This window comes from Micromonospora sp. NBRC 110009 (genome assembly GCF_030518795.1).
Taxonomy (GTDB): domain Bacteria; phylum Actinomycetota; class Actinomycetes; order Mycobacteriales; family Micromonosporaceae; genus Micromonospora.
This window is the reverse complement of record NZ_CP130427.1, coordinates 2334992-2349573: the sequence shown is the minus strand read 5'-3', so window position 1 is coordinate 2349573 and position 14582 is coordinate 2334992. Positions and strand designations below refer to the sequence as shown.

Genomic DNA, 14582 nt, shown 5'->3' with positions numbered 1-14582 from the left:
CGTTGCGCAGGGGTGCCGAGTGGCGGTTTGGTCGGCTGCGCAGAGTAAGATTGAGGGCGAGACGAAAGACCCGACACGGAGCGACGGACAGGGGCCCCAGGGCCCTTGATCATTGTCCCGGGTCGGGTCGAGCCGATCGCGATCCGCGGGCAACCGCGGCGACCGGCGTGGCGATCCGTGACCTGGACAACCGGGGACCGGTCCGCGTGCGCCCGACGTCGCGTCCTGTCCGCCGAACCCGCGCCCCGCGCCCTGGCGCGGCCGGCGCGAGAAAGTGGCCGAGGGTGGCAGCGGAGGACAACAAGAAGTACGGCGCCGAGTCGATCACCGTCCTCGAGGGGTTGGAGGCGGTCCGGAAGCGGCCCGGTATGTACATCGGGTCCACCGGTGAACGCGGTCTGCACCACCTCGTGTGGGAGGTCGTCGACAACGCGGTGGACGAGGCGCTCGCCGGATACTGCGACACCATCGACGTGGTGCTGCTGACCGACGGCGGCGTGCGGGTCACCGACAACGGGCGTGGCTTCCCGGTCGACCTCCACCCCAAGCTCAAGAAGCCGGGTGTCGAGGTCGCCCTGACCGTGCTGCACGCGGGCGGCAAGTTCGACGGCAAGGCGTACGCCGTCTCCGGCGGCCTGCACGGCGTCGGCGTCTCGGTGGTGAACGCCCTCTCCACCAAGATGGCCGTGGAGATCCACAAGGACGGCTTCGTCTGGCGGCAGGAATACCACCACTCCAAGCCGACCCCGCTGGAGAAGGGTGAGCCGACCGACCGGACCGGCTCGGCGGTCTCCTTCTGGCCCGACCCCGACGTCTTCGAGACCGTCGACTTCGACTTCCAGACCATCTACCGGCGCCTCCAGGAGATGGCCTTCCTCACCCGCGGCCTCACCATCCACCTGCTCGACGAGCGGGTCGCCGAGACCGAGGAGGGCAAGCCGCGCGAGGTGACCTTCCACTACGAGGGTGGCATCGCCGACTTCGTCCGGCACCTCAACGCCTCGAAGAACCCGATCCACAAGACGGTGGTCGAGTTCGGCGCCGAGGAGGAGGGCATGTCGGTCGAGATCGCCATGCAGTGGAACGAGTCGTACGGCGAGTCGGTCTACACCTTCGCCAACAACATCAACACGCACGAGGGCGGCACCCACGAGGAGGGCTTCCGGGCCGCGCTGACCAGCGTGGTCAACCGCTACGGCACCGACCGGAAGCTGCTCAAGAGCGACGAGAAGCTCTCCGGCGAGGACATCCGCGAGGGCCTGGCCGCGATCATCTCGGTCAAGCTGACCAACCCGCAGTTCGAGGGCCAGACCAAGACGAAGCTCGGCAACACCCCGGTGAAGAGCTTCGTGCAGCGGGTCTGCAACGACCGGCTGGTCGATTGGTTCGACCGGAACCCGGCAGAGGCGAAGACCATCATCCAGAAGGCGTCGCAGGCGGCACGGGCCCGGATCGCCGCCCAGCAGGCGCGCAAGCTGGCCCGGCGCAAGTCGCTGCTGGAGTCGGGCTCGATGCCGGGCAAGCTGGCCGACTGCCAGTCCACTGACCCGCGCGAGTCCGAGGTGTTCATCGTCGAGGGTGACTCCGCCGGCGGCTCGGCCAAGCAGGGGCGCGACCCGCGTACCCAGGCGATCCTGCCGATCCGCGGCAAGATCCTGAACGTGGAGAAGGCCCGGATCGACCGGGTGCTCAAGAACAACGAGGTCCAGGCGCTGATCACCGCGCTGGGCACCGGCATCCACGACGATTTCGACATCGAGAAGCTGCGCTACCACAAGATCGTGCTGATGGCCGACGCCGACGTGGACGGCCAGCACATCCAGACGCTGCTGCTCACGCTGCTGTTCCGCTTCATGCGGCCGCTGGTCGAGCTGGGCCACGTCTACCTGGCCGCCCCGCCGCTCTACAAGATCAAGTGGAACAAGAAGGGCGACGACGCCCAGTACGCGTACTCGGACCGGGAGCGGGACGGGCTGATCGCGCTGCGCCAGCAGAAGAAGCCCAACGCCAGGCCGGACGACATCCAGCGGTTCAAGGGTCTCGGCGAGATGAACTACCCCGAGCTGTGGGAGACCACGATGAACCCGGCCACCCGTACGCTGCGCCAGGTGACCCTCGACGACGCCGCAACCGCCGACGAGCTGTTCAGCGTGCTCATGGGTGAGGACGTGGAGGCACGCCGCTCGTTCATCCAGCGCAACGCCAAGGACGTGCGGTTCCTCGACATCTGACGGACGGCGCCGGGCCGGCGGGAGATCCACCGGCCGGCCCGGCAGTCCACAGAGTTATCCACAGTCCGGCCGGTTTCCACAGCCGTTATCCACAGCACGAAAACGACTCTGAGTCTGATAAGGGTTAACAGTGACCGATACTCCCGAGTCCACGCCGAACGAGCCGGAGACCCCGGAGACACTGGCCGCGGTCGTCGCGCACGACCGGATCGAGCCGGTCGGCCTCGAGGTCGAGATGCAGCGCTCGTACCTCGACTACGCCATGAGCGTCATCGTCGGGCGGGCCCTGCCGGACGTCCGGGACGGGCTCAAGCCGGTCCACCGCAAGATCCTCTACGCCATGTTCGACTCCGGCTACCGGCCGGACCGCGGCTACGTGAAGTGCTCCCGGGTCGTCGGTGACGTGATGGGTCAGTTCCACCCGCACGGCGACTCGGCCATCTACGACGCGCTGGTCCGGATGGCGCAGCCCTGGTCGCTGCGCTACCCGCTGGTCGACGGCAACGGCAACTTCGGCTCCCCGGGCAACGACCCGGCCGCGGCCATGCGGTACACCGAGTGCAAGCTCGACCCGCTGGCCATGGAGATGTTGCGGGACATCGACGAGGACACCGTCGACCTGCAGGACAACTACGACGGCCGGGCCAAGGAACCCACCATCCTGCCGTCCCGCATCCCCAACCTGCTGATCAACGGCTCCGAGGGCATCGCGGTCGGCATGGCCACCAAGATCCCGCCGCACAACCTGCGCGAGATCGGCGCGGCCGTGCAGTGGTGCCTGGAGCACCCGGAGGCCGACGAGGCGACCACCCTCGAGGCGCTGCTGGAGATCGTCAAGGGTCCCGACTTCCCGACCCACGGCCTGATCGTCGGCCAGGCCGGCATCCAGGACGCGTACCGGACCGGGCGCGGCTCGATCCGGATGCGCGCCGTGGTCGAGGTCGAGGAGGACAAGCGGGGCCGCCCGGCGCTGGTGGTCAGCGAGCTGCCCTACCAGGTCAACCCTGACAACCTCGCGGAGCGGATCGCCGAGCTGATCAAGGAGGGCAAGCTCGGCGGCATCGCCGACATCCGCGACGAGTCCTCCGGGCGTACCGGCATGCGGATCGTGCTGGTGCTCAAGCGCGACGCGGTCGCCAAGGTGGTGCTCAACAACCTCTACAAGCACACCCAGCTCCAGGAGACCTTCGGCGCCAACATGCTGGCGCTGGTCGACGGCGTGCCGCGCACCCTCAACCTGGCCCAGTTCATCCGCTACTACGTCGAGCACCAGATCGAGGTCATCCGCCGGCGGACCGCGTTCCGGCTGCGCAAGGCGGAGGAGCGGGCGCACATCCTGCGCGGTCTGGCGAAGGCGCTCGACGCGCTCGACGAGGTCATCGCCCTGATCCGTCGCTCGCCCACGGTGGAGGACGCCCGCCAGGGCCTGATCCGGCTGCTGGAGATCGACGAGGTCCAGGCGACCGCGATCCTGGACATGCAGCTGCGCCGGCTCGCCGCCCTGGAGCGGCAGCGCATCCTCGACGACCTGGCCAAGCTCGAGCTGGAGATCGCCGACCTCAAGGACATCCTCGCCAAGCCGGAGCGGCAGCGGAAGATCGTCGCCGAGGAGCTCGGCGAGATTGTCGCCAAGTGGGGCGACGAGCGGCGGACGAAGATCATCCCGTTCGAGGGCGAGGTCTCCATGGAGGACCTCATCGCCCGCGAGGACGTCGTCGTCACCATCACCCGCACCGGGTACGCCAAGCGCACCAAGGTCGACCTATACCGCTCGCAGCGGCGCGGCGGCAAGGGCGTCAGCGGGGCGACGCTGCGGCAGGACGACATCGTCAGCCACTTCTTCGTATGCTCCACCCACGACTGGATCCTGTTCTTCACGAACAAGGGCAGGGTCTACCGGGCCAAGGCCTACGAGCTTCCCGAAGCCAGTAGGGTGGCCAAGGGCCAGCACGTGGCCAACCTGCTCGCCTTCCAAGCGGACGAGCAGATCGCCCAGATCATCGAAATTCCGAACTACCAGGTGGCGCCCTACCTGGTACTGGCCACGAAGAACGGCCTGGTGAAGAAGACGCGGCTCGAGGAGTTCGACTCCAATCGTTCCGGCGGAGTCATCGCGATCAACCTGCGCGATGAGGACGAGCTGGTCGGTGCTGCCCTGGTGGGGTCGGACGACGACCTGCTGCTGGTCTCCAAGAACGCCCAGGCGATCCGCTTCAACGCCACCGACGAGACCCTGCGCCCGATGGGCCGGGCCACCTCCGGCGTCATCGGCATGCGGTTCAGCGAGGACGACGTCCTGCTGGCCATGGAGGTCGTCCGTGAGGGTATGGACATGGACGTGCTGGTCGCGACGAACGGGGGCTACGCGAAACGCACCCCGATCGAGGAATACCCGGTCCAGGGCCGGGGAGGTAAGGGCGTGCTGACTGCGAAGATCACCGAGCGACGCGGTGGTCTGGTCGGTGCGGTGGTGATCAGCCCGGACGACGAGTTGTTCGCTATCACCAGCAACGGCGGCGTCATCCGGACTCCGGTGAAGCCTGTACGACGTACGCGTGACCGGAACACAATGGGGGTCAAGCTGATGGACCTCCCGGACGGCGTGACTATCGTGGCGATTGCTCGCAATGCCGACGAGCCTGACGAACAGGACTAGTTGATGACGGAGACACAGGCGAAGTCGGGGAACACGGGGACCTCGGCCAACCCGGTCGACGAGGAGGCCGCGCAGGGCGGTACGCCAGCGACCGGCCGCGCGGCCGTGGGCCGGGCCACGGTCCCCGCCGATGCGCCTGCCCCGAAGTTCACCCGGGCCCCCGGCATGACGCCACCACCCGACAAGCCCGCCGAGGATTCGGGGGCGACCGAGCAGGCCGAGCAGGCCAAGTCCGACGCGCCGGCCCCCACCGACGGCCCGGCCGCCGCCGCGGCCACCGCGACCAAGCCGGCCCCCACGGCGACCCAGCCGATCAAGCCGACGGCCACGGCCAGGCCGTCCACCGGCACCACCGGCACCCAGCCGCGCATCGGTGCCGGCCTCGGCAGGCCGACGCCGGACGGCGCCCGGCCCGGCACCACCGGCCGCCCCGCCAACGGTGGCGGCCTGCCGCCGGGGATCAGTGGTGCGGCCGCCGTCGGGGCCGCGCGCGTCGGTGAGGCGGTACGCGCCGCGCGTACCTCCGTCAGCTCCGCCGCGTCGCGCGGACCGCGCCGGGCCCGGCTGAACCTCAAGCGGATCGATCCGTGGTCCGTGATGAAGTTCGCGTTCGCGGTCTCGGTGGTGCTCTTCATCGTGGTGGTCGTCGCTACCTCGGTGCTCTACCTGGCCCTCGACGCGATGGGCGTGTTCAAGAGCGTCAACGACAGCCTGACCGACCTGGTCAGCGCCAGCGGCAGCCAGGGCGGTGGCTTCCGGATCACCGCCAAGGGCGTGATCCTCAGCTCCGCGCTGATCGGCCTGGTCAACGTCGTGCTCTTCACCGCCCTCGCCACCCTCGGCGCCTTCGTCTACAACGTCTGCGCCGATCTGGTCGGCGGGGTCGAGCTGACCCTGGCCGAGCGGGACTGAGCCGACCGACGACGCCGGGGCGCCGCGTAAAGCGGTCGCCCCGGCATCGCGTCTTTCGGTAGGTTCGTTCTTGGCGCGGGTGACGCCGCCACCGACCCCCCGATTTGGGACCGGCGGCGGCGATGGGTTAACCTTGCTCGTCGCTACGCGGGGCTATAGCTCAGTCGGTTAGAGCGCAGAGCTGATAACTCTGAGGTCGCTGGTTCGATTCCAGCTAGCCCCACCGCACATCGTCCGACGGTGTAGTCGAGCGCGAGGGGTCCGCCCATGTTCAAGAAGCTCCTGATCCTCGCTGGCGTCGTCGGCGTGGCCGCCGTCGTGGCCAAGAAGGTGAAGGCCTCGAACGACGAGCGCGCCCTGTGGCACGAGGCGACCACCGCGCCGGACCTCCGCTGACCGTCAGCACCGGGCGACCCAGCCCGCCCTCGGGGCCCTAGCTCAACTGGCAGAGCACTGCCTTTGCAAGGCAGGGGTTAGGGGTTCAAGTCCCCTGGGCTCCACCAATACCGCCTCTGACCTGCGGCCGAACACCTCGCAAGATCGCCCGGACCATATCGGGACCACGTTACCGGTGGTCCTGGTGGCCGGTCGGTGAACGGGTTCTTGTGAGTGGTGGTGAACAGCAGCGGGATCCGCCGGCGCACCGGATTGCCCGAGGTTACGTCGATCATTTCGACCTCAGTCGGTGGGTACTCCTGCACATGACGGCGCAGCGCGGAAGCGACCATCGGGTCCAGGCCGACCGTGCCGGCCGAGCCGCACTTGGGCGTACTGAGGTAGGCACGCAGCCTTACCCATAGTGTCTAGTCCCACCAATGCTTGGCGTAGCGGCTTGCCGCCTCGGTTCATCGTCGGCCCGTAGGCTGCCGGCGTGACCGTCTACGACATCGCTGCGCGGCTGCCCTCCATCGACGTGTTGCGCGAGCGCTGCAAGGCCCTAGCGATGCTCGACGCTATCGTCGGGGGCGACTATTACGCCTACGACCGCGAATGGGGCGAGGACGAAGCGGCGTCGATGCGCAACGGCAGCGGCGAGGAGTACGACATCGTCTTCACCGCCGACGGCGTATTCATCCGGGGTGTCTACCACGAGTCGTCGATGTTCACGTACACAGACGGGCGGCTGTGGCCGGGCCTCCTCGATGGACTGCCTGAGGAGTTCCAGACGCAGGTGCACGAGCCTGCGTTCTGCCGGCAGGACGGCACTCTTGATGCCACCTTCGTCCTGTGGAGGCGCACCCACGACAAGCGGTGGCACGCTGGCGACGACATCGACTTCTCACCTGCTGACGACGATGAGGTTGACCCGGACGGCTCGTGGCTGCTCGACATCCTTAGCGACGACATCGTCGCGGAGTACATCGAGCACGCCAAGGATGTCTACGAAATCGAACTGCATCCAGCTGCGGTAGAACATGTCATTGCGTTCAGTCCACTGACCAACGCGGTCGTCCGCGCGCTTAACCCCGAAGTTGAACTGGCCGACCTGCGCGAAAGGGCAGAGGAGTACGGCTACCCAACCGCGGCGTAAGACGCTGCTCCAGCCCCTCGAACTTGCCGCGACTGCGGTCCTGTTTGGTGAGCGGCCATGGTCTAGAGATAAGTGCGGAGATCGTATCGCCGTCCTGGCGCTACGGGGTCTTGGCGTGGTGGTGAACCGGCCCTCGGTGTGGCCTGACCGATGATTCTTCCGCGCCGTGCTGGTCTGTACACCGAGTACCGACTCACGGGAGGCTGACACCATGCGAAAACTGACCTTCGGCATGAACTTGAGCCTGGACGGCTACATCGCCGCGCCCGGCGACGACCTCGGCTGGGGTGTGCCGAGCGACGAGCTGTTCCAGTGGTGGTCCGACCGGGTGGGGGCGACAGGCACGGCGCTGTACGGGCGCAAACTGTGGGAGACGATGAGCTCCCACTGGCCGACCGCCGACCAGCAGCCGGGTGCCACACCGGCGGAGATCGAGTACGCCCGCCGCTGGCGGGACATGCCGAAGGTGGTGTTCTCCTCGACGACCAGCACGGTCGACTGGAACACCCGCCTGGTCACCGGCGACGCGGTCACCGAGATCACCCGGCTCAAGGCCGAGGACGGCGGCCCCATGGATATCGGCGGCGCCACACTCGCCGCAGTGGCCATGCGGGACGGGCTGATCGACGAGTACGCGATCGTCACCCATCCGGTCCTGGTAGGTGGCGGCACGCCGTTCTTTGCGGCCCTGGACAACTGGGTGAACCTGACCCTGGTGGAGACCCGGACGTTCCCTGGCGGCGTGGTCCTGACCAGGTACGAGACCAGGCGCTGAGTACCCCAACCTCGGATCGGCCCGGGCTTCGGGCCGCCCAAGGATTTCGTGGCGCTGTGTTTCGAGGCAATCGTGATACCCGTCCCGGATCACAGACCGTGTATGGCACAAGACGCGCCTTGCCGTGCGCCTCACCCATAGCAGTTGCCGAATTGCGCTCTATCAGATGAAGGCGGCCCGCAAAGCGGGCGAGCTGGCGACGGTCGCGGGGTTGCGGTTAGGGCGCCTCCGCCGGGGGCGCTTCGGCTCCAGGATGGCCGGGCCGCCGCCGGCGGGTCACGGTCCGTGGGTGGTTGCGGAAGGAGCCGTGGAACCTGGCGGTGAGCCGCTCGAAAACCAGTGGAGCGGCGCCGCTGTGCGCCATTACCGTGCTGCCGAACAAAGTCGTCTAGTCAAGGACGTCCCGTTGTACACCCTGTGAGACCTCCCGAGCGCTGATTTGTCGCGCGTCGCGCATGTGCGCGCCGCGCTCCTTTTTGCTGCGGACTTCTCACTGAAACCGGTGTACTTCTGTGCTCAAAAACTGGGTGGTCGTGCCCACCTGCCTGCCGCTCGTTCGCCGCCGTTGCCACGCGTGCGCGTCCGAACGCTTCCGAGCAAGCGGTAAATTTCGCGTCAACGCCAACCACAAGCTCATCGACGCCTGGCTCCTCGCGCTCTGTACCGCCTGCGAGGAAACTGCAAAGCTCACGGTCCTGGAGCGGGTGAATGTGCGCTCCGTACGACCTGAGCTGCTGGACCGGCTGCATGACAACGACCTTGGCCTGACAGCTGAGCTGCTCCAGGATCCGGTCGTGCAGCACCGTAATCGCATCGCCCTCGACTGGGACAACGCCTGGCGCCTCGACACCGGCGGATCGGATCACCTGGACCGCGAAACGATCGACGTCTCGGTCCGCTTTGCGGCGCGGATCCCTGTCCGGCCGGTGCGACTGATCGCTGAAGGTTGCGGTCTTTCGCGGGCCGAGGTCGAGCGACTGATCACGGAGGGGAAACTCGTTTCGGCAGTCCGGCTGAGCGGCAAGCTCTCCGCCGACTTCACCTTCACGCTCAAGCGCTGAGCCCTCCTCGGGAACACGGGCCTGTCCGGCGTGATCCGCCGGACAGGCCCGAGGTGTTCTGCCCAGAGAGGTTGGGGACGCGGCTGGCGGGTGGGCCGGTCGAGGCCGGATCCAGGCGCGAAATCACGTTTCGGTCCGCCGGTCGCCGGGCCGGTGCGAGACTTGGCGCGTGTCAGCCCCGCCGGCGCCCCGGTGCCGGTCGACCCGACGCGGCAGGTGGAGAACATGTCCAACGCCAACGAAATCCGTCCCTTCCGGCTCGACACGCCGGAAGAAGCGATCGCCGAGCTGCGTCGCCGGATCGCGGCCACGCGCTGGCCCACCCGAGAGCTGGTCACCGACCGGTCCCAGGGCGTGCAGTTGGCGACGGTCCAGGAGTTGGTCCGCTACTGGACGACCGACCATGACTGGCGCGCGTTCGAGGCGAAGCTGAACGCCCTGCCGCAGTACACGACCTACATCGACGGCGTCGAGATCCACTTCATCCATGTGCGGTCGCCGCACGAGAACGCCCTGCCGCTGATCATCACGCACGGCTGGCCAGGCTCGGTCGTCGAGCTGCTCGGGGTCATCGGCCCGCTCACCGACCCGACCGCGCACGGCGGACGCGCCGAGGACGCCTTCCACCTGGTGCTGCCGTCCCTGCCTGGCTACGGCTTCTCTGGCGAGCCGACCGAGCTCGGCTGGGATGCCGGCCGCATCGCACGCGCGTGGGCGAAGCTGATGGACCGCCTCGACTACCCGCGCTACGTCGCCCAAGGGGGCGACGTGGGTGCCGCCGTCACGGACGCGATGGGCCGCCAAGCACCTAAGGGACTGCTCGGCATCCACTTCAACTTTCTCGCCGGGGCGACCGGTATCAAGGACAAACTCCCGGCGAAGTCCGAGCAGGAACGCGCGGCGCACGACGCGCTCAACACGTTCGCGAAAGAAGGCTCCGCCTACTTCCTGGAGCAGTCCACCCGTCCGCAGACGATCGGCTACTCCCTGCTGGATTCACCCGTCGGGCTCGCGGCCTGGATGCTCGACCACGACACCGACAGCTACTACAAGATCTCCCGCGCGTTCGTCGACGGCGAGCCCGTGGGCAATCTCACCCGGGACACCATCGTCGACAACATCACGCTGTACTGGCTGACGGGCATTGGCGCCTCGGCCGCCCGGTGGTACTGGGAATTTGGACGGGCCATGGCCGCAGCCAGTGCGGCCGGCCAGGCTCCTCCGCCGGTCTCGGTTCCGGTCGGCTTCACGACGTTCCCCGGCGAGCTCTGGGCTGCCCCGCGCAGCTGGGTCGAGACGGTCTACCCCGACCTCGCGTACTTCAACGAGGTCGACAAGGGTGGCCACTTCGCCGCCTGGGAGGAGCCCGACGTGTTCGCGACCGAGATGCGGGCCGCGTTCCGGCCGCTGCAGAAATCCTGAGCCCGCTCGGAGGCGATGCTGACGGTGTGCGCGGGCTTCGGCAGAGAGAGGAGCTGGGTGCAAGCGATCACCGTGCGGGACCAGGAGGCCGGATTGGCCGGGCTGACCCTGACCGAGGTGCCGTACCCGCACCTGGCGGAGAACGAAGTCATGGTGCACGTGCACGCGGCAGGGTTCACTCCCGGGGAGTTGACCTGGCCGGGGACGTGGACCGACCGCGCCGGGCGGGACCGCACCCCGTCCGTTCCCGGACACGAGGTGTCCGGTGTCGTGATCGAGCTGGGCTACGGCACCACGGGGCTGAGCGTGGGGCAGCGTGTGTTCGGTCTGACCGACTGGACGCGCAACGGCTCTCTGGCCGAGTACGTGGCCGTCGAGGCCCGCAACCTCGCCCCGCTGCCCGCGGACGTGGACCACGCCGTGGCCACGGCCGCGGCGATCTCCGGACTCACCGCCTGGCAGGCCCTCTTCGTCCACGCCCGTATCGAACCGGGTCAGACTGTCCTGATCCACGGCGCCGCGGGTGGTGTCGGCTCGATCGCAGTCCAGCTCGTCCGCGAGGTCGGAGCACGAGTGGTCGGTACCGGCCGCGCACGAGACCGAGACACCGCACTGAAGCTGGGCGTCGACGCGTTCGTGGACCTCGAGAACGAGACTCTTGAAGACGTCGGGCAGGTCGATGTGGTCTTCGACGTGATCGGCGGTGACATCCGCGACCGCTCCACCGCACTCGTGCGTCCCGGCAGCACGCTCGTCACCATCGCCAGCCCGCCGGAGATCCAGCCGCAGAACGGCCGCGCGGTCTTCTTCGTCGTCGAAGCCGACCGTTCCCAACTCACCGAACTGGCCACGCGACTGCGCGACGGACGACTCACCCCGAACATCGGAGCCATCCGGCCCCTGTCGGAGGCAGTGGCCGCATTCGGGCCGGACGCCCCCCGAGTGCCCGGAAAGACCATCATCCGCGTCACGAACGGCGATTGACCGGGAGCCCTCCTCCCGCGCGCAGGGAGGGAAGCTGTCAGGCCGTCGACGCGATGGTGTTCACGATTCTGACGCGGGCCAGGCGCTGCGGAAGGTGCGACGGTAGGCGTCCGGGGGCACACCGACGGTGCGGTTGAAGTGTCGGCGCAGCGTCGTGGCGGTACCCATGCCAGCCGCCTCCGCGATGGCGTCGATGCTGTTGTCGGTGTTCTCCAGCAGCTCCTGGGCCCGGCGGATCCGCTGCGTAGACAGCCACTGCAGCGGGGTGGTGCCGGTTACCGACTTGAAGTGGCGGGCCAGGTTGCGCGAGCTCATGTTCGCCTGGCGAGCCAGGTCCTCCACGGTCAGCGGACGGTTCAGCCGTTCCATCGCCCAGGGGAACAGGTCGGCGAGGGGATGGTCGTCGCGGGCGGGCACCGGGGTGGTGACGAACTGGGCCTGGCCGCCGGCGCGATGCGGCGGCACGACCAGGCGGCGGGCGACGGCGTTGGCGACCGTCGAGCCGTGGTCGCGGCGGATCAGGTGCAGGCACAGGTCGATCGCGGCGGCTTTGCCGGCAGAGGCGAGCACGTTGCCGTTGTCGACGTAGAGCACGTCCGGGTCGACCTGCACCCGGGGATAGCGGGCGGCCAGCGCCTCGGTGTGGGCCCAGTGTGTGGTCGCGCGCAGCCCGTCCAGGACTCCGGCGGCGGCCAGCACGAACGCACCGGTGCACAGCGAGACCATCCGAGCGCCCGCCGCGTGGGCCGCGCGGACGGCGTCGAGCAGGTCGGCGGGCACGTCCGCGTCGATGTCCTCCACGGCCGGGATGATCACGGTGTCGGCGCGGGCGAGCCGGTCCAACCCGTCGTCGGGTTCCATTCGGAATCGGCCGATCCGGACCGGGCCCGGGCCGCAGACCACCAGGTCGTACCACGGGTCTGCCAGGCCGGAGGGGTCGCGGACGAAGACCTCGCAGGCCATGGCGAGCTCGAAGTGCAGCATCGCGTCGGTGGCGGCGAGCGCGACAGTGGCCATGTCCGAAATTGTATGGAGCGTGGCGTTCCAGACACTAGTACGGGCCGGCCGCTGCTGAGAGGGTCTCCTCAGTCGATCTTTCGAAAAGCACGGAGGAACTGCAGATGGGTTCGGGTCAGACCGTGGCGGTGTTCGGTGCGTACGGACACACCGGGCGGTTCGTGGTGACGGAGTTGCGCGATCGCGGGTTCGTTCCGCTTCTCCTCGGTCGCGACGCAGGCAAGCTCCAGGCGCTGGCGGCGGCGCATCCGGGGCTCGAATACCGGGTGGCGTCGGCCGACGATCCGGCCTCGCTCGACCAGGCGTTGAAGGGCGCGGCAGCGGTGATCAACTGCGCCGGCCCGTTCGCCTCGACCGCCGCCCCCGTGATCGAGGCCGCCCTGCGCACCAGGATCCCGTACGTGGACGTGGCGGCCGAGATCGAGGCCAACCTCGACACGTTCACGCACTTCACCGACCGCGCTCAGGCTGCGGGCGTCGCGGTGGTCCCGGCGATGGCCTTCTTCGGCGGACTCGGCGATCTGCTGGTCACGACGGCGAGGGCTGCCGTGTCCCCAGCCCGAGTACCCCACCTTCGAGGTCGACCTCCGGGCCGGCGTGGCCGAGTCGCGGGGCTGACGCCGGCCGGGTCAGTAGTGGTAGGCCGCGTCGTACAGCACGTCGGCGATGAGCTGCCAGGACGGCTGCTCCGGTCCGGTACGGCCGGCGCGGCGCCGCATCCGGGCCCGGTCCCGCAGTTGGGTGGCGCAGGCGGCCAGGAAGTGGTCCAGCTCCGGGTGCACCACCGCGTCCGGGGCCCGGGCCACGTCGTCGGCGAGCCACTGCAACCAGGTGACCAGGTCGTCGACGTTGTCGACGCGCTTGCGGGGACGCTCGTCGGTCATCGTGCCTGCCTCCTGCGGTCCGCACCGGGATTGCCCGTCTGCCTACCCCTCGCCCGCCGAATGGAACGCCGGGCGGGAGGGCGGCCCGCCGTACCGGGCCGCGGGGGGCAGGCTAGCGTCGGTGCGTGAGCACCGGATCCCCGCGCGTCCTGCCCGCCGACCGCGGCATCGACGAAGCCGCCTCCGTCCTGCGTGCCGGAGGGCTGGTCGCCTTCCCCACCGAGACGGTCTACGGGCTGGGCGCGAACGCGCTCGACGCCGAGGCGGCGGCCCGGATCTTCGCGGCGAAGGCCCGGCCCAGCTTCGACCCGCTGATCAGCCACCTGGCCGACGCCGCCGACCTGCCCAATCTGGTCGGGGAGGTGCCGCCGGCGATCACCGCGCTGGTCGAGCGCTTCTGGCCCGGTCCGCTCACCCTGATCGTGGACCGGCCGGCGGTGATCCCGCCGATCGTGACCTCCGGGCTGGACACCATGGCGGTGCGGGTACCGGACGAGCCGTCCGCCCGGGCGCTGATCGCCGCCGCCGGGGTGCCGGTCGCCGCGCCCAGCGCCAACCGGTTCGGGCAGCTCAGCCCGACCCGGGCCGAGCACGTGGTGGCTGGGCTGGGTGACGCGGTGGACGTGGTACTCGACGGCGGGCCCACCCGGTGCGGCATCGAGTCGACCATCGTGGACGCCCGCGGCGAGCGGCCGGTGGTGCTGCGGCTGGGCGCGCTGCCGGTGGAGGCGCTGGTCGAGGCGGTCGGACCGGTCGACGTACGACCGGGCAGCTCCGGCCAGCCGATGGCGCCCGGGACGTTGGCCGCGCACTACGCCCCGCGTACCCCGCTACGGTTGGGGTCGGCGGAGTCGGCGCCGGACGACGGCGCCCGGCGCGGGTTCCTGGCCTTCCGGGAGCGGCCGGCGGCCGCCGGGTGGGCGGCGGTGGAGGTGCTGTCGCCCGAAGGGGACCTGACCGTGGCGGCGGCGCGGCTCTTCGACGCCCTGCACCGGCTGGACGCGGTCGCGGTGACCGAGATCGTCGCCGAGCCGGTCCCCGAGGTGGGGGTGGGCCGGGCGATCAACGACCGGTTGCGGCGGGCCGCCGCGACCTGGCACTGACCGTCG

Annotated in this window: 12 protein-coding genes, 2 tRNA genes and 1 pseudogene; 13 read left to right on the top strand and 2 right to left on the bottom strand. The window is 69.1% G+C overall.

The genetic code is table 11. From position 1 onward, the window contains the following. Positions 1-284: 284 nt before the first annotated feature. From gyrB to Q2K19_RS11165, 11 genes are all read left to right on the top strand, one after another. Positions 285-2231 (top strand): DNA topoisomerase (ATP-hydrolyzing) subunit B, encoded by a 1947-nt coding sequence (gene gyrB, locus Q2K19_RS11220; protein WP_302770244.1) that lies wholly within the window; start codon positions 285-287, stop codon positions 2229-2231. Positions 2232-2361: 130 nt separating this feature from the next. After that, positions 2362-4887, top strand: coding sequence for a DNA gyrase subunit A (gyrA, locus tag Q2K19_RS11215; RefSeq protein WP_302770243.1), 2526 nt, complete (start codon positions 2362-2364; stop codon positions 4885-4887). A 3-nt stretch (positions 4888-4890) separates the two neighbouring features. Next, a complete protein-coding gene (locus Q2K19_RS11210) occupies positions 4891-5799 on the top strand; it encodes a DUF3566 domain-containing protein (RefSeq protein WP_302770241.1) in 909 nt (302 codons plus the stop codon). Positions 5800-5948: 149 nt separating this feature from the next. Next, positions 5949-6022: transfer RNA gene (locus tag Q2K19_RS11205), tRNA-Ile, on the top strand. A gap of 44 nt (positions 6023-6066) precedes the next feature. Further along, positions 6067-6195, top strand: a complete 129-nt coding sequence (locus tag Q2K19_RS11200; RefSeq protein ID WP_231928447.1) for a DLW-39 family protein — start codon at positions 6067-6069, stop codon at positions 6193-6195. A 31-nt stretch (positions 6196-6226) separates the two neighbouring features. Next, positions 6227-6302: transfer RNA gene (locus Q2K19_RS11195), tRNA-Ala, on the top strand. A 368-nt stretch (positions 6303-6670) separates the two neighbouring features. After that, positions 6671-7330: a hypothetical protein gene (locus tag Q2K19_RS11190; RefSeq protein ID WP_302770238.1), complete on the top strand. Its 660-nt coding sequence runs from the start codon at positions 6671-6673 to the stop codon at positions 7328-7330. Positions 7331-7541: 211 nt separating this feature from the next. After that, positions 7542-8105: a dihydrofolate reductase family protein gene (locus tag Q2K19_RS11185; RefSeq protein WP_302770236.1), complete on the top strand. Its 564-nt coding sequence runs from the start codon at positions 7542-7544 to the stop codon at positions 8103-8105. 512 nt (positions 8106-8617) lie between these two features. Then, on the top strand, positions 8618-9166 hold the full coding sequence (locus Q2K19_RS11180) for a DUF1062 domain-containing protein (RefSeq protein WP_302770234.1): 549 nt from the start codon (positions 8618-8620) through the stop codon (positions 9164-9166). Between the two features lie 225 nt (positions 9167-9391). Then, the gene (locus Q2K19_RS11175; RefSeq protein WP_302772415.1) at positions 9392-10588 is read left to right on the top strand and encodes an epoxide hydrolase family protein; all 1197 of its coding nucleotides are present in this window, start codon (positions 9392-9394) and stop codon (positions 10586-10588) included. Positions 10589-10603: 15 nt separating this feature from the next. Beyond that, entirely contained in the window at positions 10604-11572 is a 969-nt protein-coding gene (locus Q2K19_RS11165) for an NADP-dependent oxidoreductase (protein ID WP_458329370.1), read from the top strand. Positions 11573-11632: 60 nt separating this feature from the next. Here Q2K19_RS11165 and Q2K19_RS11160 read toward each other — a convergent pair whose 3' ends face one another. Then, positions 11633-12589, bottom strand: a complete 957-nt coding sequence (locus Q2K19_RS11160) for a helix-turn-helix domain-containing protein (RefSeq protein ID WP_302770233.1) — start codon at positions 12587-12589, stop codon at positions 11633-11635. Between the two features lie 104 nt (positions 12590-12693). Between Q2K19_RS11160 and Q2K19_RS11155 the strand changes: the two are divergent. Next, a pseudogene (locus tag Q2K19_RS11155) lies at positions 12694-13014 on the top strand (saccharopine dehydrogenase NADP-binding domain-containing protein); the annotation flags it as partial. Between the two features lie 204 nt (positions 13015-13218). Here the strand turns inward: Q2K19_RS11155 and Q2K19_RS11150 are convergent. Next, positions 13219-13473 (bottom strand): DUF7660 family protein, encoded by a 255-nt coding sequence (locus tag Q2K19_RS11150; protein ID WP_302772932.1) that lies wholly within the window; start codon positions 13471-13473, stop codon positions 13219-13221. Positions 13474-13622: 149 nt separating this feature from the next. Between Q2K19_RS11150 and Q2K19_RS11145 the strand changes: the two genes are divergently transcribed. Further along, positions 13623-14576: an L-threonylcarbamoyladenylate synthase gene (locus Q2K19_RS11145; protein ID WP_302772411.1), complete on the top strand. Its 954-nt coding sequence runs from the start codon at positions 13623-13625 to the stop codon at positions 14574-14576. The last annotated feature ends 6 nt before the right edge of the window (positions 14577-14582 follow it).

Excerpts from the sequence above, each read along its gene's own strand:
- Q2K19_RS11160 (WP_302770233.1), bottom strand. The coding sequence starts at position 12,589 with ATGGCCACTGTCGCGCTCGCCGCCACCGACGCGATGCTGCACTTCGAG.
- Q2K19_RS11150 (WP_302772932.1), bottom strand. The coding sequence starts at position 13,473 with ATGACCGACGAGCGTCCCCGCAAGCGCGTCGACAACGTCGACGACCTG.
- Q2K19_RS11210 (WP_302770241.1), top strand. The coding sequence starts at position 4,891 with ATGACGGAGACACAGGCGAAGTCGGGGAACACGGGGACCTCGGCCAAC.
- Q2K19_RS11175 (WP_302772415.1), top strand. The coding sequence starts at position 9,392 with ATGTCCAACGCCAACGAAATCCGTCCCTTCCGGCTCGACACGCCGGAA.
- Q2K19_RS11200 (WP_231928447.1), top strand. The coding sequence starts at position 6,067 with ATGTTCAAGAAGCTCCTGATCCTCGCTGGCGTCGTCGGCGTGGCCGCC.
- Q2K19_RS11185 (WP_302770236.1), top strand. The coding sequence starts at position 7,542 with ATGCGAAAACTGACCTTCGGCATGAACTTGAGCCTGGACGGCTACATC.
- Q2K19_RS11165 (WP_458329370.1), top strand. The coding sequence starts at position 10,604 with ATGCTGACGGTGTGCGCGGGCTTCGGCAGAGAGAGGAGCTGGGTGCAA.